16 protein-coding genes are annotated in these 20,055 nt (G+C 31.4%); all 16 read right to left on the reverse strand.

Annotation, left to right across the window (positions count from 1 at the left end):
- Window positions 1-73 precede the first annotated feature (73 nt).
- A complete protein-coding gene (locus QMG30_RS00255; protein ID WP_281810996.1) occupies window positions 74-1,408 on the reverse strand; it encodes an alpha-L-fucosidase in 1,335 nt (444 codons plus the stop codon).
- Window positions 1,409-1,418: 10 nt separating this feature from the next.
- Window positions 1,419-2,255 (reverse strand): carbohydrate ABC transporter permease, encoded by an 837-nt coding sequence (locus QMG30_RS00260; protein WP_281810997.1) that lies wholly within the window; start codon window positions 2,253-2,255, stop codon window positions 1,419-1,421.
- Window positions 2,256-2,269: 14 nt separating this feature from the next.
- Window positions 2,270-3,175 carry a carbohydrate ABC transporter permease gene (locus QMG30_RS00265; protein WP_281810998.1) on the reverse strand — a complete coding sequence of 302 codons (906 nt, stop codon included), beginning with the start codon at window positions 3,173-3,175 and terminating at the stop codon, window positions 2,270-2,272.
- 86 nt (window positions 3,176-3,261) lie between these two features.
- On the reverse strand, window positions 3,262-4,653 hold the full coding sequence (locus tag QMG30_RS00270) for an ABC transporter substrate-binding protein (protein WP_281810999.1): 1,392 nt from the start codon (window positions 4,651-4,653) through the stop codon (window positions 3,262-3,264).
- A 652-nt stretch (window positions 4,654-5,305) separates the two neighbouring features.
- Window positions 5,306-5,638 (reverse strand): hypothetical protein, encoded by a 333-nt coding sequence (locus QMG30_RS00275; RefSeq protein WP_281811001.1) that lies wholly within the window; start codon window positions 5,636-5,638, stop codon window positions 5,306-5,308.
- 323 nt (window positions 5,639-5,961) lie between these two features.
- Window positions 5,962-7,395: a sulfatase family protein gene (locus QMG30_RS00280; protein WP_281811003.1), complete on the reverse strand. Its 1,434-nt coding sequence runs from the start codon at window positions 7,393-7,395 to the stop codon at window positions 5,962-5,964.
- Between the two features lie 15 nt (window positions 7,396-7,410).
- The gene (locus tag QMG30_RS00285) at window positions 7,411-8,889 is read right to left on the reverse strand and encodes a sulfatase family protein (protein ID WP_281811005.1); all 1,479 of its coding nucleotides are present in this window, start codon (window positions 8,887-8,889) and stop codon (window positions 7,411-7,413) included.
- Window positions 8,890-8,915: 26 nt separating this feature from the next.
- The gene (locus QMG30_RS00290; RefSeq protein WP_281811007.1) at window positions 8,916-11,156 is read right to left on the reverse strand and encodes a helix-turn-helix transcriptional regulator; all 2,241 of its coding nucleotides are present in this window, start codon (window positions 11,154-11,156) and stop codon (window positions 8,916-8,918) included.
- A 117-nt stretch (window positions 11,157-11,273) separates the two neighbouring features.
- Window positions 11,274-12,821, reverse strand: a complete 1,548-nt coding sequence (locus QMG30_RS00295; RefSeq protein WP_281811009.1) for an extracellular solute-binding protein — start codon at window positions 12,819-12,821, stop codon at window positions 11,274-11,276.
- 49 nt (window positions 12,822-12,870) lie between these two features.
- Window positions 12,871-13,740, reverse strand: coding sequence for a carbohydrate ABC transporter permease (locus tag QMG30_RS00300; RefSeq protein WP_281811011.1), 870 nt, complete (start codon window positions 13,738-13,740; stop codon window positions 12,871-12,873).
- A gap of 14 nt (window positions 13,741-13,754) precedes the next feature.
- Complete coding sequence (locus tag QMG30_RS00305; protein WP_281811013.1) at window positions 13,755-14,726, reverse strand: ABC transporter permease; 972 nt, start codon at window positions 14,724-14,726, stop codon at window positions 13,755-13,757.
- A 351-nt stretch (window positions 14,727-15,077) separates the two neighbouring features.
- Window positions 15,078-16,097: a Gfo/Idh/MocA family protein gene (locus QMG30_RS00310; RefSeq protein ID WP_281811015.1), complete on the reverse strand. Its 1,020-nt coding sequence runs from the start codon at window positions 16,095-16,097 to the stop codon at window positions 15,078-15,080.
- 14 nt (window positions 16,098-16,111) lie between these two features.
- Window positions 16,112-16,867 carry a sugar phosphate isomerase/epimerase family protein gene (locus tag QMG30_RS00315; protein WP_281811017.1) on the reverse strand — a complete coding sequence of 252 codons (756 nt, stop codon included), beginning with the start codon at window positions 16,865-16,867 and terminating at the stop codon, window positions 16,112-16,114.
- Between the two features lie 54 nt (window positions 16,868-16,921).
- Window positions 16,922-17,803, reverse strand: a complete 882-nt coding sequence (locus QMG30_RS00320; RefSeq protein WP_281811019.1) for a sugar phosphate isomerase/epimerase family protein — start codon at window positions 17,801-17,803, stop codon at window positions 16,922-16,924.
- Between the two features lie 22 nt (window positions 17,804-17,825).
- A complete protein-coding gene (locus tag QMG30_RS00325; protein WP_281811021.1) occupies window positions 17,826-18,902 on the reverse strand; it encodes a Gfo/Idh/MocA family protein in 1,077 nt (358 codons plus the stop codon).
- A gap of 56 nt (window positions 18,903-18,958) precedes the next feature.
- Window positions 18,959-19,990: a LacI family DNA-binding transcriptional regulator gene (locus QMG30_RS00330; protein WP_281811023.1), complete on the reverse strand. Its 1,032-nt coding sequence runs from the start codon at window positions 19,988-19,990 to the stop codon at window positions 18,959-18,961.
- Between the last annotated feature and the right edge of the window lie 65 nt (window positions 19,991-20,055).

Below are 20,055 nucleotides of genomic sequence, written 5' to 3' on the forward strand. Positions count from 1 at the left end.
TGATATATATTATATACTCAATCCAATACCAATGCAAACCAAGAGTTATAATATAACTTTTATAATTTTCATTTTATTTTGTTACATTTTCTTGCAATAAATCTATTTCAATAACTGTATCAACAGCAGGTTCAAAAGTGAATGTCATCCACTCTGGTTCTCCATAATTCAAGAACAAATCATTAGAAAATTCTTTTGCTACCCAAGGTGTCATCGCTACCATTTCAAAACCATCCGATAATCTTCTTGCTTTTTTTACTCTATCTTTTTTTATTCCACTTAAACATAGAGCACCAATGGGTTCTTCCAATATATGTGCGTACAATTTATTTCCTTTTTGAGTATATCTGCCCCATTCAGGTTTTGAAAATTCACTTTTACCACATCCATATATGCTTTCTGAATTAATTTCCATCCACTCACCTATTCCATGCAATATGTTCTTCTGAATATCAGGGAAATCCCCTTTCGCTGTTGGTGATAGGTTAAGCAGTAAATTACCGCCTTTACTAGTACATTCAACTATCTTTCTGATTATCTGTTCAGAAGATTTATACATCTTATCATTAGGACAGTAAGCCCAATTGTTATTAAGAGTAAAACATGCTTCCCAAGGTATATCCTTTCCTGTATCAGTTTTCAAACCACATGGAGGTATTATCATTTCAGGACAAGCGAAATCTCCTGCATATTCAGAAGGATTATCAGTCATTATAGAACCATAACTCTCTCCACTCCCTTCAATACGACCGTTCAAAATAATATGAGGCTGATGTTTTTTAACCATTTCTATTAATTCTTTACCTCTCCAATCATCACCTATATGACCTTCATAGGAAAAATCGTACCACATGATATCTATCTTTCCATAATTGGTCGCAAGTTCTTCCACTTGATTATACATATAATCCAAATATCTATCAAAATCATGATAATCATCTCTACGTTTTTCATTTTCTCTGTCAGGATGATACATATCACCATAGGCTGGATAATCAGGATGATGCCAGTCTAATAAGGAATAGTATAATCCTACTTTTAATCCTTCTTGTCTAAATGCCTCTACATATTCTTTGACTATGTCTCTCTTAAAAGGAGTATTAGTCACCTTGAAATCAGTATATTTACTGTCAAAAAGACAGAATCCATCATGATGTTTAGCCGTTAACACTGCATATTTCATACCTGCCTGTTTAGCCATCTTAGCCCATTTTACCGCATCAAATCTTACTGGATTGAATTCTTCAAAGTATTCTTTATAATTATCTACAGATACTTGTTTATCACTAGGAAACCATTCACCTTTTCCATGAATAGAATACAATCCCCAATGCATGAATAATCCAAATCTATCATTAAGAAACCATTCTGTCCTTTTAGTTCTATCTTCTATTATTTTATTATCCATATACTGTCACCTATCCTTTCACAGCACCTGCTGTTAGACTCTTTACAAACATTTCTGATGTCAAGCTAAAAATAATTATTGTAGGCAATACAGCAACTATTATCGCTGAGAACATTCCATTAAGATTCTGTGAATATGCTGTTTTGAATTGTCCTAACAAAGCTGGTATTGTCATATTCGATTTACTTTGCAATAAGATACTTGCATAATAAAATTCATTCCAGTTATTGAGGAAAACCAGAATTCCACCTGTTGCAAGTCCCGGTTTAGCTATCGGAACAATAATATTGACAAAAGTCTTTGTATACCCACATCCGTCTATTTGTGCAGCTTCTTCCATTTCCTTTGGTATAGTTAGGAAATAACTTCTTATTATGAAAAAAGTTACTGCTATACCAAGTCCAGAATATACAAAAGTCAAACCCATTCTAGTATCATATAAGTTCAATTTGTTCACTAATCTGTATATGGGAAAACTAATGGCTATTGAAGGTATGAATAATGTAGAAGCAAACATAGCAGTAATTATTGAACGCCCTTTAAAATCAACTCTAGCTGATACATAAGCTGCCATGGAAACGATAATTACACTTATTATAGTAGAACCTATTGTGATTATTATGCTGTTAAGGAAATACGTTCCAATATTTAATTTAGTAAATATAGTGATATAACCATCAAACACCCATTTTTCAGGAAGACCAAGTCCACCAGGAGTTTGCTTGAATGATGATATAAATACCCATAATATAGGATATATGGAGATGATCAATACTACAATTATTACTAAATATGAAATTATTTTACCAGCAGGAGATAGATTGTTGTTCTTTTTCGTTTTTGCCATTTATTAATTCACCCCTAATCATTATAAGATTTCCCTGTATTGAAAACTTTTGTAATTAATCCAACTAATATCAACCCCAATATTAATTGTATAACACCAGCTGTATTTGCAAGTGCAAAGTTGAGTTTACTGCTTCCAAGTGCTGTTCTTTCAATAAAAAAACTTATGCTATATGTTGCTTTGTCTGGCCCTCCAGCAGTTATTAACGCTATCTCGTTATATAATAATAGACCATAATTAGCTGCTAGAATAGATATTGTACCTATGGCATTCTTTATTAAAGGCATTGTTATGTATGTGATTGTCTGTATCTGATTAGCTCCATCAATCCTAGCAGATTCAAATAATGGTTTTGGAATAGAAAATATCTGCGCTAATAAAAGAAGTGCAGAAGTTCCTGCAAATAGAACGAAAGAAAATGTTACTCCCCAAAAAGCCATTTTTTCATTAGCTAATATATTAATAGTGCTATTTGGATTAAAGAATTTAACAATCTCTGTTACTGCTCCACGAGCTGGATCATATAAATTGAGAAAGATCAGCCCTATTGCAGCAGAGGAAATTATATTAGGAATTATAAAAGCATTCCTTGTAAATTTCCAACCTCTTGGTTTGTTCGATAGTACCAAAGCGACTATTATCGCTAATGGAACTTGAATAATTAATGCCAAAGCCATCCATTTAAGTGAATTAGTGAGTGCTGTCATGAAATAGTAATCTTTCGTTAATAGTCTTATATAATTATCAAACATATGTGAGAATCCAAGAAATGTTGGATTCGTAATATTTTTGTAATTCCATTTCTGGAACGAAGTAATAAAAATATTAATCAAAGGATAAGCATAAATGATTCCGAATAATAGTACACTGGGCAATAAAAACAATATTATAAATGTCTTTTTCTTATTTTTAGTTTTCATTGATCTGTACTCGCTTTCTTATAATTTAGTATAATTACTGTGAAGATAGTTAAGGCACTAACTTCACAGTAAATAATATATTAATATTATTCATCTAATAACTGATTCAACTCAGATACAATGTCTTCAATTGATTTTGAACCATCTTTTAATCCAGCATATTTACCATCAATGGCATCTGATATATCTTGACCCCAATCAACGCCTAATGATGCTATTTGATATTTGGAATGAGCTGCAAGTTCACATGCGAAAGCTAAATTGGATACTACATAGTCTCCTTCACTTTCATGTTCAAGTTTTTTATAATCTAATACTGTACTTGGTGGCATAGCCATTACTTTAGTAAATATCTTATCTGCAATTTCTTGACTTGTCATATATTTTACGAATTCTATACACGCATCAATTTTAGCTTTATCTTGGTTCTTAGCTATAATGTAACCTGGAGATGCTGACATGATAGCTGCATTTTGGTTATCCTCATAAGTTGGAAATACAGCAGGTTTAATGCTATTGACATCAATAGTTACATTATCTCCTACAAAACTACCTGACTCCCATACTCCGTTAAACAGCATAGCAGCTTTTCCAGTGAAGAAGTCTTCTCTGTATTTATCTGAATCTCCCGCAACAAAGTACTCCGAAGTTACTTTATCAAGTGCATTATCTTTTAAAAATGTTAGAGCTTGTTTAAAAGCTTCATTGTTGAAGTCTTTTACATTATCAGCTAACATGTTTCTTCCATCTTGACTTCCCATCATAAGACCCGTAAATAATATGTTAGTTGTCCAACCTTGTGATAAGGTAAATGGGGTTTCGACTTCACTAGAGTCTACTAATTTTTCTACTGCTATAGCAAAATCATCCCATGTTTTCCATTTATCAGGTGTATCTGCTCCTGCTTTATTGAATAAGTCTTCGTTATACCAGAATCCCATGGTTTCTAACTGGTCACGTACTGTATAGATTTTTCCATCCATGTTATTTTGTTCTATGTTTACTCCAATACCGTTTTTAAAATTTTCATCTTCATCAATATATGGTTTCAAATCAATGATCAGATCTGCTTCTGATGCTGCTGGAATTACATTGTACCCTGCAAGGTCAACAATATCAGGTATTTTACTTGCTGCTATTTCTTGAGTACATTTGTTGTATACTCCTTCCCCACCTGTTTCCATTGCGATTGGCTTAAATATGAATTCGTCTTTATGTAGCTCAGCAAAGTCATCATATATCTTTCTCATTTCCACTGCTGGTTGCCAGTCATCTTGGAAATATCCATGATAGAAAGTTATTTCTGGTATGTCTTTCGCTACTTCTTGGTCTTTATTTTCATTGTTTTTAGTGCTTTCTTGATTTTTGGTGGTGTCTTCTCCTTTTGATGTCTTACTTGAGTCTTTAGAACAAGCTGTAAAGCTTAGTACTAAACATAATGCTAGTACTATTGATAATAGTTTTTTAATATTCTTCATGTTCTTTTCCTCCCAATTGTTTTTGTTTTCCTTCGCTTATAAGGATAACAATTAGTGGTAATTTAGTTAATATAAAAAACTGTTGATTTATTGATTTTTATTTACTTTATTATTTTGGATGGTAAAGAAAGATGTGATTTTTTATCTAAAAGGAAGATTTATTTATTAGAGATAAAAAAATTACAATAATATTTAATGTACATTTAATTTATATTTAATATTAGAGAAGTTTGTTTCAATTGAATTTAAGAAGGAATTTTATTATAGAAGATAAAATTAGGGCTATATTAAGATTTAGTAAGTGAAGATGGACAACGGATATTTAGGTGAAATAATATATAGGGATAATAACTCTCGTTACATTTGTTGCTTTATCTGATTTAAATGTAGCAACAAGCTGTAAAAGTCGTTATTATCCCTATATATTATTTGCTTACTATTCAACCACGCTCAAGCATGAAAAAACCTCTACTTTAGCATTAAAAATAATTAATGTATATAAATGTATGTAATTTCTATATATGTAAGAATAATTAATAGTAGTTCTCATGCTATGCAATAAAATGATAACTAGGTATGTCACTAGAAGAATATAAACAAAAGTGATCTTATCTAGTTTATAGGTTTTTTTGCCTAAAATATTGACGTAGATTTATTTTACAATTCTTTTATAAATTTTATAAGTATCTTCTGCCATATCTCTATACCCAGTATGACTTAAATTTGTTTTACCTTCCGTTTTAATAATAAAATCAAATTGTCTTTTAAAAATGTTAGCCATCTTTTCATCCGAAAAGCTCTCACTAAAATCATCATGTACTCTCAATCCATTATCAACAAACAGTTGGTAAAGTTCTTTTTCGGGCATATCACGTAATTCTTCAAGAGTGTATTTTGGGTTAGTATTTTTTATGTAGTTCAAATATAATGCTCCTATCAATACAATGAAGCCGACTAAGAGTAAGGCTATAGATTTTCGTTTCATCTCATACCTCCTTTAATTTAATATTGCTATTGCTGTACAAATAACATTTATATCTTTTATTCCTCAAATTAACCTTATTCAAATAATAACGTATTAAAATTACAAATTCAACACTTGTTTTGAAAATGCAAAAAACACTTGTCATATAATCCGCCAAGTTCCTAATTGATATTTCATAAATATAGGAACAGGATTAAATCCAAGTGTTTTTATGTTTTTACTAGGCTAATATGTCTGCCACGAAGGAAGGGTAAAGTGTTACAATCATGCAGACCGATCGCTTCTCAGGGTAAGGCAAGTGATTGTAACACTTTACCCTGACCTTACTCTACAGGAATCTTCACAAATTCTTGTGGCACAGCCCACCTCTCTTTTTCTTTTGAACCTGTTAATAGACTCCAATCGTTAAGTATATTATGATTTAAGGCATTCTCTTTGAATTTTTCAATTATTAGTGGTATATCCCAATCTTTCTGAACAGTATTTCTCAATTTCTGTACTATGTTATTATTGTAATCCGCAACATTATTTAATTCGTAAGGGTCCTCTTCCATATCAAAAAGCAAATCGTATTCTTCATGATATGCATATGTGATGAGTTTCCATTTATCTTGCCTTATCATACGTCCTGGAATAATCTTACCATGGATGTTTTCAACGAATTCACTTATTATATACCGATGTGGTTCTCTGGTATCATTTGTTAATTGCTTCATCAAGCTTTTTCCATCTGGAACAGGAGGCATATTAGAACCTGTTAATTGACATAGTGTAGGACCTAGATCCATTATGCTTACAGGGTCATCTATTACACTTCCCTCTTGTATACCATCTCCTTCAAAAATCAATGGTATTCTGGAAGCTCCTTCAAAGAATGTCTGTTTTCCATACATATCGTGTTCACCAATTTGGTCACCATGATCTGACATATATATGAATATGCCTTCTCTATCATAATTATCTAGATATTCTTTCCACTTGCTATGCAACTTACCTATTTCTCTATCCATATTAGTAATCATTCCGAAATATGCTGCACGGATACTCTTTATTTTCTTTTCTTCCGCTTTTTGCTTTCTATGTTGTAAAACAGGATGATCGTGATTTGTTTTATTTTTCATTGACTTAGGTAAAACAACTATCTCTTTATAATAGTCATATAAATCTGGCGGTGCTATATACGTGAAATGAGGTGCATAAGTTCCTACTACTATACATTGAGGTTTGTCATGCTTTTCACTTAAGTATTCTAAGGCTTTTTGTACAACTTGGCGGTCATATTCAATGATAGGTGAAATTCCTCCTCCAGAATAATTCAAACAACCATTAGCACCTACTGTATTACATAATGGTCCTAGTTCATTTCGAAAATAACTTTCTCCCCAATATATTTTAGTTATATCTCCCATTATTCTTTTTGTGAAACCATGACGCTGGTCTACTCCATTGAAATGCATTCTTCCACAAAGGACTGTTTCATAGCCTTCAATCGCTAACATATGTAAAAATGTGGCTTTATCCTCTGGAAGTGCTCCTTTGTTATTATATATATGTGTTTTAGAAGGTAATTGACCACATAGCATTGACATTCTTGCAGGAACACATAAGGGACATGAAGTATATGCTTTATTGAAAAAAGTACCTTTTCCTGCGATGTCTACAAGGTTAGGGGTCTTAACCCCCCAATCAGAATTAAATTCCCAATATAGAGGGCTATGTTGATCACTAAGAAATATCAATATATCCTTTTTGTTCATGTTAATCCTTCTTTCTTATTTATCCAATTCCCACTTTTCATGTTCAAAACCTCTATTATCATCATCCATAGGTACTACATCGGCAGTATGTATATACCAATCCAACATTTTCATTTCAAGTTCATTTCTGATTTTATTATAGGATTCATCGTTGTAACAGTTATATAACTCTTTTGGATCTTTGTTAAGGTCATATAGTTCGTTACAGCCATTTGTTCTTCTAACCAGTTTATGATCAAGCGAACGTATCATAGTAGTTCTACATACACTTTCAGGATGTTCTTGCTGCTGCATTCTCTTAGGATAATAGTCATTTGCACTTGTCATTTTATTAGGATTATAATTTCTACCTACATATCCTTCAAAACAGTTGAGTTCGTGGTCGTCATATCCTCCTTCTGTGAAAACATAACGATCAGCATCTCCACTTGCTCCATTTAATTGTTCCACTAGACTTCTAGCAAAATGTGTATGTTTACATTCTATTCCACCTAGTTCAAGAACAGTAGGCATGATATCAAATAATTCCACTTGTTCATTTACTACATGATTAGCTTTATTACCAGGCATTCTTATAATTAATGGTACTCTGGTAATAACATCACTCATAGCACTTGGCCATTTTTCTACTAAACCATAGTCTCCAGCAAAGTCACCATGATCTGAACTAACTATTACAGTTGTATTCTCTGACAGACCAGTTTGGTCAAGAGCGTCAAGTAGCATACCCAACATACTATCCATACAGGAGTTCATTCCTAGATATACTGCCTGAATTTTCTTCAATAATTCTTTCGGTATACTTTCAAGATTGCGATATTTACGTATTAGTTTATGAAAATCAGGTTTACCATCTTTTATATACGGTCTGAGTTCTATATCATCTATATCATACATATTGTGATATTCATTTGGAGCTGAATAAGGTGGATGAGGCATGGATAATGGTAGATATAACATAAAAGGTTTATCATTTTCTTCATCATAGGAATTAAGAAAATCTACCGCACATTTTACGTTCTGCATATCATTTGTATTTTCTACCCCTTTATTATAACTATCCTTCAAAAATGTATAATAACCTTGATCTTTTATATCAAATATATTATCTCCTTTGTGTCCTCCCGTTGAATTCTTATTACCATATGTATCTGCATTTACATCTAAGAAATCTGATGCGAAAACATCATTTTTTCCGAACCAACGTATTTGGTAAGATGCCTGTTTCAGATATTTCAACATACTTGGTTCATGACTTCTCAATAGATGCCATAATGTTCTATGTCCATGTACATGAGGATACCATCCTGTCATTAAACAACATCTTGATGGTGAACACACAGGATGTTGTACAAAACATTTATCAAATCTTACCCCTTCTTTTGCTACTCTATCATAATTAGGCATTTTTACCTTAGGATGCCCATAACATGAAACACTCTCTGCTCTCATTTCGTCTGGAAAGAAAAATATAAAGTTCATTTTTTTACTCATTTGTTGTACTCCTTTCACATGTTGTATTAGCTGTTTCTATACATATTTGGTGTTATTCCGTAGGTTTCTTTGAATTTTTTAATGAAATATTTAGTATCATTGAAACCCACTGCATTAGCTATAGTACTGATGTTTTCATTACTTGATTTTAATAATTCTGCTGATTTTTGTATACGCACCCTATTAATATAAGATACTAATGTAATTCCTCTATGCTTTTTGAACTTTCTACTTAGGTGTTGTTGAGTTATATTAAGCTCATCTGCCAGATTAGATAAATATATTGGTTCAGTATAATTATCTTTTACGTATTCCAACACTTTACTAATAATGACATCATTGCATTCACCACTTAAACTCTTATAGTAATTAGAAACATTATGGGATAAGTTAACAAACCACTCTTCTATTTGCTTAACGGTTTTCATTTTATCTATCTCTTTGAATATATCTAATTCTTTATCTAGGACACTATTAAAATCGAGTCCTTTGTCAATCATATCTTTATATATGATAGTTACCATTTGAATAGTACAGAACTTAACATTCTGCAATGACATTACATTTTTCCTTATATCATCAAATATATCTCTTATCATCTTATCCACAACATCTTTTTTACCTATCATAATGTTATTTGATATTTTTTCAACATTTTTTAACGGATAATAAATTGCCTCTTGATTGAGGTTAAGTTCATCATGAGCTACTACTGAATGTTTTTCAGTTATTATATTATAATTCAATGCTCTCAAAGATGAAGTATATGATAAACAGATATCTAGAAATTCGTTGATTATATCACCTATTCCTATTGAAAGCAATATACCTGCATATTCATAGATTACTTTTTTTATTTCATTGGCTATATCTATTAGAGATTTATATTCATTATTGAAAGAATCAAAATTCAGCACGATAATTACTTTTTTTTGATCCAAATCAACTCCTACAGCAGTGATATTCTTTTTATTAAGAATTTCTTCTGCCATATTAATAACCGCAAACCTATCTACGATATCAATTTCTTTATTTGCTATACCATTTTCCAGATAAATAGCAAACAAGCAATAACTTTCTTTGTTAAAGTCTATTCCAAGTAGTTCGAGATTAGATTTAATGTCGCTATATTGAAGATAATCTTTATTAAATAACCTATTGAACACACTATTTTTTATCATATTTTTGTTTTTCCTCAAAATGCTCTTAGTATTACTACTTGTTGTCTTATATTGTTTCATTGCATAATTAATGTATTCCACTTCTCCTTTAATATTACCTGATGGTACGTTATTCATATTGGATATATCTTTCCTTAATGAATATATAAGTGTTTCTATGGGATTATACAATTGTCTTGATAAATATATAGACACCAATACACCTACTATCAATAATATCATGCTAATAGATAATACTGTATTCCATATAGGTCTTGATATGTTATCTATATAACTTTTTGGCATGACAGCTAAATATATGTAACCTTGTTTACCTGATAATTTATTAAATAATATATTGTCTCCTAACTTAGTTGTTTTATCTTCTGTTAAGAGATTTGTATCTATGATTTCATTCTTTAGGCTATTATCTGTGGAAACTATAACATCCCCAGATTCTGCTTCAATTAATGCTAAATTGATTTTATCGATGTAGATTCTATTTTGTAGTACTTTAGTCAGTTTATCTATACTGAAGTTATATACAATGTAACCCTCTGGATGTGAAGAATGTAACGGTATCTTCATATACCATGATATTACATCTACGCCTTTTATATTTCGTTTTGCATTTATTTTATCCCGTCTCAATTCGTTTAGAAAATCTTTATCATCAAAATTTTGAAGATCTTCGTAAGTTTGATTGGTAATGATTTTATTATTTCTTACATTATATATATAAATAGAATCCATTATATTAGAATGATACACCCCTGTATCTAACAAATTCCTTATATCTTTTACTTTTAATAGTTTCTTAGTATCTGATATATCCTCTCTGAAGAATTCTAATACATTAGTATTCAACGCTAATGTAAGCATCTTGTACTGTGCATTATCCAGTACTTCATCAATATTTTTCTGAACTAGATCCAATGCCTTTTTATTGAGTTCTCTTTGTTCCTGCTCAGATCTTATAGTCATATTCTCATAAAAAAATATGCCCATGATTAATGTAGGAAGAATTATCAGTAATATGAAACCACTCAGTATCTTAAAAAATAATTCTTTTGAATAAACTACTTCAACAATCTTATCCTTAACCATGTTTACCCCCAACGTCAATACAGATTATATGATATAAATTTACATTTTTAATATCATAAATCTGTATTATCTGTACTTATTATAGAATAAATGACTTAAGAATTTAGTACTAAAATATTATTTTTTCCATACTGCATTTACTTCATCAATAATGTCCTGACCACCTTCAGACAACCATCTTTCTTGCATTGCATCAATTGCATCTAGTGGTTCTTCTCCTATAACAACTTTAGAGAATACTGGATTGACTATTGTCTCAAATAGACTGGAACTTTTAGCCATTGATGGTGTCGCACCTTCAAATTCATTAGTTAACACATATTTGGTTACATTCTTAATCGCTTCAAATACATCATCACTACTGTGTCTTCTATCCTCAATTCTATGAATTCTGTTAGGATTACCTATGCCCACTTTGAATTTTGCATCCGACACACCCCAATCATCAATAAATTCTACTTTAGATTCTGTTTCATCTGTCCAATTCCAATGTTCTCCTCTTATACCGAAATGTGGTATTAAATAATTTTCATCTTTACCAAACCAGTTAAGAAAATCTACAATCAATTCTGGATTCTTGACTTCTGAGCTTATGACAGCTCCGCCTTTTGCAGAAAGTGGTGCACTATATCCTCTTTCTCCATTAGGTCCTTGGAGTGCAGGTACCATAACAAAATCTGCATCTTCATTTGTTTTATGGAGTGAATTTTCTACCTTCCAGAATCTATCTGTATACCAAACATGTCCTTTAAAACTACCTACTTTTTCTTGAACAAGTTTCTTTTCTACTTCTGATACTTTGTTATATACTACGAATTCTTTATCAATCAAACCCTCTTCATACCATTGTCTAATTGTTGCAACGGCTTCCTTATATTCTGGTGTAACTAGCCCCATCACTAATTTACCATCTCTTTCATACCACTGCTCTGGATCAATACCATAAGCATTAAATACCATCTTAAAGGCACTACCCTTGTTTACGACTCCAGAAAGCCCATATGTGTCATCTTCATTATTACCATCAGGATCATCATATGTAAACGCTTTTAAAACATCATGATATTGCTCTAATGTAGTTGGTATTTCAAGCCCTAGATTATCAAGCCAATCTTTTCTTAGAATCATACCTTGTGTTAATGGTTGATTAATATCACCTTTACCAGAACCCCAAGGAATTACGTATAACTCACCATCTATACTAAATCCGTCTATTGCTTTTTCATCTATATAAGGTAATAGATCTTTTCCATATTCTTGTAGTAAATCACCCACAGGCTGTATTACTCCGGCTTCTTTCCATTCTATAACCTGCTGTGGGTTCTCTGCATACCACATGTCAGGATATTTCCCTGAAGCAAGATAAAGTTGAAGTTTTGTTTTGTAATCATCTCCTTTATACATTTCTAATCTGTATTCGTATCCTGATGAATCTTGAATCTTTTGTTTTATGATATCGTCTTCTATATCCTTTGGCCAACCTGGCTTCACTTGATTGGAAAGTATGAAAAATGGATCTTTCTGCTTAGCAGAGTCTCCATCAGAACTACCTGAATCTGCTACACTTTTTACATCTCCTGTAGTTTCTTCCTTACCTTTTTGACATCCTGTAAATAATAACCCTATAACCATAATTGATAATATAAATGTAATTATTCTTTTCATGATAATCAATGACCTCCATAATATGTTTTTTAAATATCCAAATACTATCTTATCCCTTTACAGAACCAACCATAACACCTTTTACAAAATATTTTTGAATGAATGGATAGACAATTAATATTGGAATCGTTACAACCATAATAGATGCTGCTTTTAGTGTTTCTGGAATGGCTGTCAGATCATCCGCATCCATAATATCTTGTGGGTCTGATGTTGTTACAATATCTCTTAGGACTAATTGCAACGTATACTTGTTTCTATCATTCAGATATACTAATCCATGAAAATATTCATTCCATATACGAACAGCTACCCATAATGTAATAGTTGCTAATACTGGTTTAGATAGAGGAAGTATGATTCTCATAAATATTGTAAAGTCACTAGCTCCATCAATCTTGGCAGATTCTTCTAGAGAGTCAGGTATGTTGGAGAAAAAGTTTCTCATGATAATAACGTTGAACCCTCCAATCATAGTTGGTAGGATTAATGACCACAAACTGTCTAATAGACCCATACCTCTAACTACTAAATATGTTGGTATGATTCCTCCACTAAATAACATAGTTACAACTATAAATATATTAAAGAATTTCTTACCAGGAAGATATCTCCTTGATAAGGGATAAGCAAATAATGAAGTTGTAAATACTGCTAATGTTGTACCGACTACTGTAATAAATAACGTATTTCTATATCCAATCCATATTTCTTTGAATTTCAGTACAGCTTTATATGCTGATAAGGAAAAACCTTTCGGTATAAGAAATAAGCCGCCTTTTATCGCTAACTCCGGTTTACTTAATGAAATACATATCTGGTTCCAAAAAGTATACAACATCAATAATCCAACTATAGTCATAAATATAAAATTAAATATATCAAAAACTTTTTCACCTTTACTTCTTTTTATTTTCATTGTTCAACCTCCTTCTACCAAATTCCAGCTTCTCCTAATTTTTTACTGATTTTATTAGCTATCCTTACTAATGCAAATCCTATAACACCTTTAAATAATCCAGCAGCTGTCGCAAAACTGTAATTACTTTGATTAATACCTACTCTGTAGACGAAAGTACCGAATACATCAGCAACATTATATACAATTGGATTATATAGAACTAGAATCTGTTGGAAACCAACATCTAGAATCCTTCCTATTCTTAGAATCAATAGAACGATTATGGTTCCCTTTATAGCCGGTAATGTTACATTCCATATACGTTGAAATCTATTAGCTCCATCTACAACAGCAGCTTCATATAGAGATGGATCCACGCCAACTATTGCAGCCAAGTAAACAACTGTACCCCAGCCGCTTTCCTTAAATATTGAAGAACCGACTACGATACCTCTGAACATATTTGTTTTAGTCATAAACATGATTGGCTCAAGACCTATTGATTGTAAAAGTGTATTAACCGGACCTGATAAGGATAATACATTGTAAACAATTCCTCCGAATATTACCCATGATAGAAAGTGAGGAAGATATATTAAAGTCTGTATTGTCCTTTTATGACCTATATATCTTAATTCATTTATTAGAATCGCTAATATAATAGGTATTGGAAAACCAATCACAAGTTTATAAAAACTTATAATTATCGTATTTTTGAATACATTTATAAACTCAGGTGAATTAAAAAATAGATGTTTGAAATGATCAAGTCCTACCCACTGACTGGCAAAAAATCCTTTGGCTGGTATATAATCTTTAAAAGCTACAGCAATACCAAGCATAGGAACGTACTTGAATATCAATAAAATAAGTATACCTGGTATCATCATAATATATAGCTGTCTGTACTTAACTATATTTTTCATTACTTTATTTTTATATACCTTTTTCCCTGTTATCTCCTTTACAACATTTTTTTGTTTTAAGTGCATTGCTGTTTTCATTACTATCCTCCCATATACAAGTATTTTGCTTTTGACATGGACTATTATTCCATAATAGCTTGTCAATGTATATGAAAGTTTTTTGATATAGTAGGGGGTATTTTTGATATGATTAATAAAATGCCCCTTTCCAAATACAGTAAATATAGAAGTTTGTGGGTTTATCTTTAATCAAGGTAAAATTTTTAACATGAGTATGATTTTTTTAATATGTATTGCAAAAATGTATTTATGGTTATAAAGTTGTTAAGAAAATACTTCTATCAATATGTTAAAATAGAACTATCAAGAACATTGAATTAGCTAAGAATACAAGAAGCCCTTATATTCTTAGCTATTAAATTAGTTAGATCATTTATTTACTTCTATCTTTTGGGACTCCTTAGCAGATTTATATACACCCAATACAATTTCTAGAGCTTTTCTGCCTTCACATCCAGTAACTTTTACTGGTGTATCTTTTATTACATTGTCATAGAATTCTTTTATCTGATGATAATGATATATACCCCAATATCCTTTTCCTTCAAATTCTATTTTATCGTTATGCTTTATAGTAGATGTTTCACCATCTTTTTCAATAGTTACATCGAATCCTTTTATATTGATGATTCCTTTTTCGCACATTATCTCTATTTGGATAGGAGCGCTTTTGGTATAATAATTGGTAGCAAACAGTGAATAGATACAGCCACTCTCAAAACCTATTGCAGCACTTGCCACATCCTCTACTTCTACACTCTTCAATACTCTGTTATCAATTTGACCCTGTATCCATTCGACCTTGCTACCAACTAAATATTGCACTAAGTCAATACTATGAATAGCTTGGTCTATTAATACACCGCCGCCTTCTTTTTCCCAGCTTCCTTTCCAATCACATTCATAATATGAAGGTGGGCGCCACCATGTTAATGATGACCAAGCTCCTAATACCTTGCCCATTTCACCACTATCGATTAATTGCTTTGCCTTAACTACACCTTCAATATATCTATTTTGAAATATCACTCCAAATTTCTTATCTGATTTATTTGCTGCATCAATAATAATATCTGCATCTTCCATAGTAATAGCTAAAGGTTTTTCTGTAAGAACATTAATCCCTTTATCAAGGCACTGTAATATCTGTTCCTTATGAAGAAAATGAGGAGTACATATATGAACAATATCAAGTTTTTCTTCCAGTAAATCTTCTAGCTTATCAGAATAAGAACAATCTTCAAAATCCGTAGCAAAAGTTTTGGCTCTATCTAGCACTTTATCAACTGCAAATGCAACTTCAATCTGGTCACTACATTTTTTGAATACTTCTTTATAGACAACTGAAATTCTCCCACACCCTATAATTCCAATCCTTAACTTTTTCATATTTTCATCCCTTTTTACATAAATTTTTGTAAAAATTCATATGCACGTATATATCTATTAATATCCTGTTCTCCATGTTCATATTCAACTACGGCCCAACCATCTTCACCAAGTGTTTTCTTAAGAGCCTTTATTAATTTGGTATAATCTATGATTCCTTCGCCTAGATCAACAAATTCCTTATTTTCATCAATATCTCTAAGATGAACATAACTTATTCTGTCAGCATAGTTCTCTACAACTTCTATAGGATCAAATCCTCCAGCATATACCCAGCCTAAATCTAAACCCAAATATAGATTAGGTGCATACTCAACTAGTGTTTTAAAAATAAATCCATCATTTTCAAATTCCCAAATATGATTATGCAGATTGAGCTTAACTCCCATTTCCTTACATTTTTTTGCTGCTACATCAATATTTTTAGCTGCCTTGATTAGTTCTTCTTCTGAGCCAGAAAATCTCTTAGTAGACATCATTACATTTTTATTAGGCATATCCTTCATAAAATCTGCTACCTTAAGAATTTTATCAATTGCTTCTTCACCGTTACTAGCCCAATCTTCTATTGGCAAGCCGATATGCATTCCTGTTATCTGATAGTTATAAGTGTTAAGTATGTTAAGTAAGTATTCTTTATCATCTGTTCCAAAGAATCTTGAACCTATTTCTGAACCTGCAAATCCTGTACTTGATAATAGTTTAATAGTATTCTCTGTCTCAGTCTTAATCTTTTCTTTAAATAATACAGCATGACATCCTAAATTCATAATTCTCTCCTCCTAAAATTCAGCTTATTGTAGATATGTTGATTTATAATCCTATTATCCTTCTATAAATCTTTGAACATGATTCTTAGCTCGTATTAATCCTTGCTCAACTTTATCAAGGCTCCCTTCCCATACTGGGTCTTCGTGTTCAATACTAATAGTACCTTCATAACCTATTTCGTATAAATTGGCTATGATTTTATTCCAATCAATATCTCCAAGACCCACTAAACGATGTCTCCACCATTGATGTTCGAAAAACTTTGTTTCTTCTGTAATATTATGAAGTATACCAACTTTGCTTAGGTTATTATATAAAACCTCAGTATCTTTACCATGAAAATGGAATATCTTATCTCTATATTTTAATATGTTCTCGTAAGGGTTCATGAACTGCCAAATCATATGTGAAGGATCATAAGCTAATCCTAATTTGTCTGAATCAACTTTATCAAATAGTACTTCCCACATGTATGGTGATATTGCAATATTACCCATCATTGGACAGTTTTCTATAGCTATTTTCACATTATGTTTTTCTGCATGTTCCATGAGTTCTTTTAACCATATAGTAACTGCTTCTACACTTTTTTCAGGATTGAATCTTGCACCATAGTATGCATCTTTAGTAACACCAGTGGAACATATTACTTTTTCAATACCCAGCTTACCTGCAAATTCAATTCTTTTGATTAGTTGTTCTTTATGTTCTTTCCCTATATCATTTTCTTCATCAAGGAAATTCCTACAATAAATCAATGCTGATATATCTATCTTACCTTCTGCTTTTATATCCGAAAAGATTTTTTCATCTAATTCAACAGTAGGGCCCACTTCTAAATCACGAAAACCATTTTCATAAGCCCACTCGCTAATTTGTTTTAAATCTTTCATTCCAGCCCAAGTTAAGCTGTTAGTGATTAATCCTACTTTCATTTTCATTCTCCTTTCTATCTATTTAAAGTATAACTGTTTTTTTCTCATTAGCTGATGTTTGTAACGCTTCTAATAATTGTTGAATGTATAATCCTCTAGCGAAATCTCTTTCAGATTGTTTGTTGTTAATTACATTATCAATGAATTCATTAATCTCTTCATGGAATTTGGATTCTTCTAATAGTTCATCTGGTACAGGTACGACTTCTTCTTTTCTACCATTATAACCTCCATCTTTTTCCTTAAGATTAATTTTCAATTCCTTATCTTCATGTTCATATATAAGCATGCCGCCTTCTCCTATTATTTCAAGTACATGTCCTCTAGTTCCTAACCTACTTGAATAATAAGTTCCTGCTGCACCATTTTGTAACTTCGTCATAAATACAGTCGTATCATCATTGGTAACTGCTCCCATACCTTCTTCATCGATTTTGTTCCTCTCTGGTATAGAAATTGTTGAAAAAGCTGTTAATTCCGTAATAGGACCTTCAGTATCTTTTAATAAATAATCTACTAAATCAATCATATGTGAACCGAAATCAGCTAAAGCTCCTGTACCAGAATATTTCTCCTGCATTCTCCACTCTAACTTAACATCAGTCTTATTAGCTATTCTTCCTCCGCCTAGGCATTGTCTGAATCCAAATATTCTTCCAATTTTTCCTTCATCTATAATTTGCTTCATATACTTTATAGCTGGAATACCTCTATAGCAGAATCCTATCATATTAATTAATTCAGGATGTTTTTTGGCACATGCTACCATTTCTTCTGCATATTCGATTTTAGAACTCATTGGCTTCTCACATAGAACATTCACTCCTGATTCTAGAGCTTTAATAGCTAATTCTCCATGAGCATCGTTTGATGTACATATACTTACAGCATCTACCATATCAAGTAGTTCTTCATATGTTTTGCATATAGTCACATTCTTAAGTTCTTGTTTTTCTGCCCATTCCTTTGCTCTTCCTTCAACTTTGTCAAATAAAGCTATAAGCTCGCATTTTTCATTAGCTTTATATGCCTTTACATGTTGTTTTGCAATTCCAATTGTATAACCTGTTCCTACTATACCTACTTTAACTTTTTTCATAATAAAATCCCTCCATATTATATTTTAACTTACACGTGTAAGTTGATTGCAAAAAATTATATTGATCTAATAGAATCTCTTTCTTTTAGCTCGCAAGGCAATGTAATATTGAGTGGTAATGTATTGGTATCTTCCAACATCTCTATCAATCTTTTAGCACTTTTTTGTCCTAAAGAATATAAAGGTAAATTACATGTACATAACCTTGGATAAGTATATTCATCAAAATTAGAACCTGCTAAAGCTATTACTGATATTTCATCTGGTATATCTATTTTAAGTTTTTGGGCCTGGTATAAAACTGTATAAGCCATTTTGGTCCATGAAGTAATTATTGCAGAATAGTCATTTCTATTACTAAGAATATCAATAATCGCTTCTTTTTCTTCTTCATTACTTGTTAATATATCTCTTCTAATTAATGTTACATCTTCGTATTCTTTTACAGCATATTCTATTCCTTTTATACGTTGTTCTTCTTGTTTGGTATTGAAATCAGGTGTCAAATATACAATCTTCTTGTGACCATTATTTATTAAATAATTAGCAGCCATATATGCTCCATGATAATAATTGATATCAACACAATTAACCATAGGATTATTCAAATGATAATCTGCAAACACCATTGGTATTTTTTCTGATATTGACATACGTATATAGTCATCAATCTTTTCTTCGAATATATGTTCATGATATGACAGAAACAATATCCCATCTATTTTCTTGCGTTTATAGTAACTATAATATTCTGGATATCCAAAGTCATCTGTATGGTCTGAGCATAAAATGATACTATACTGGTCTTCTAATACAGACTTAATACCATCTAAGAATTTCACATACCTTTGTTCAGATATATTCCTTCTAGATACAATACCTATGGACATAGCTTTATTGGTTTTCAAAGCTACTGCCATTGAATCAGGATAATACCCTAATTTTTTTGCTGCTTGTATTACTTTCTTTTTAGTAGTATCTTTTATACTTACGCCTTGCACATTATTCAATATATAAGAAACTGTAGCTCTAGAAACTCCAGCCTCCCTTGCAACATCCATACTAGTTACTCTTTTAGATTTATCCATTACCTAATTCACCTTATTCATTTCATTTGTATATATCAAATTATACCTCATCTATTTACACCTGT

The organism is Vallitalea longa (assembly GCF_027923465.1).
In the GTDB taxonomy this organism is placed as follows: domain Bacteria; phylum Bacillota; class Clostridia; order Lachnospirales; family Vallitaleaceae; genus Vallitalea; species Vallitalea longa.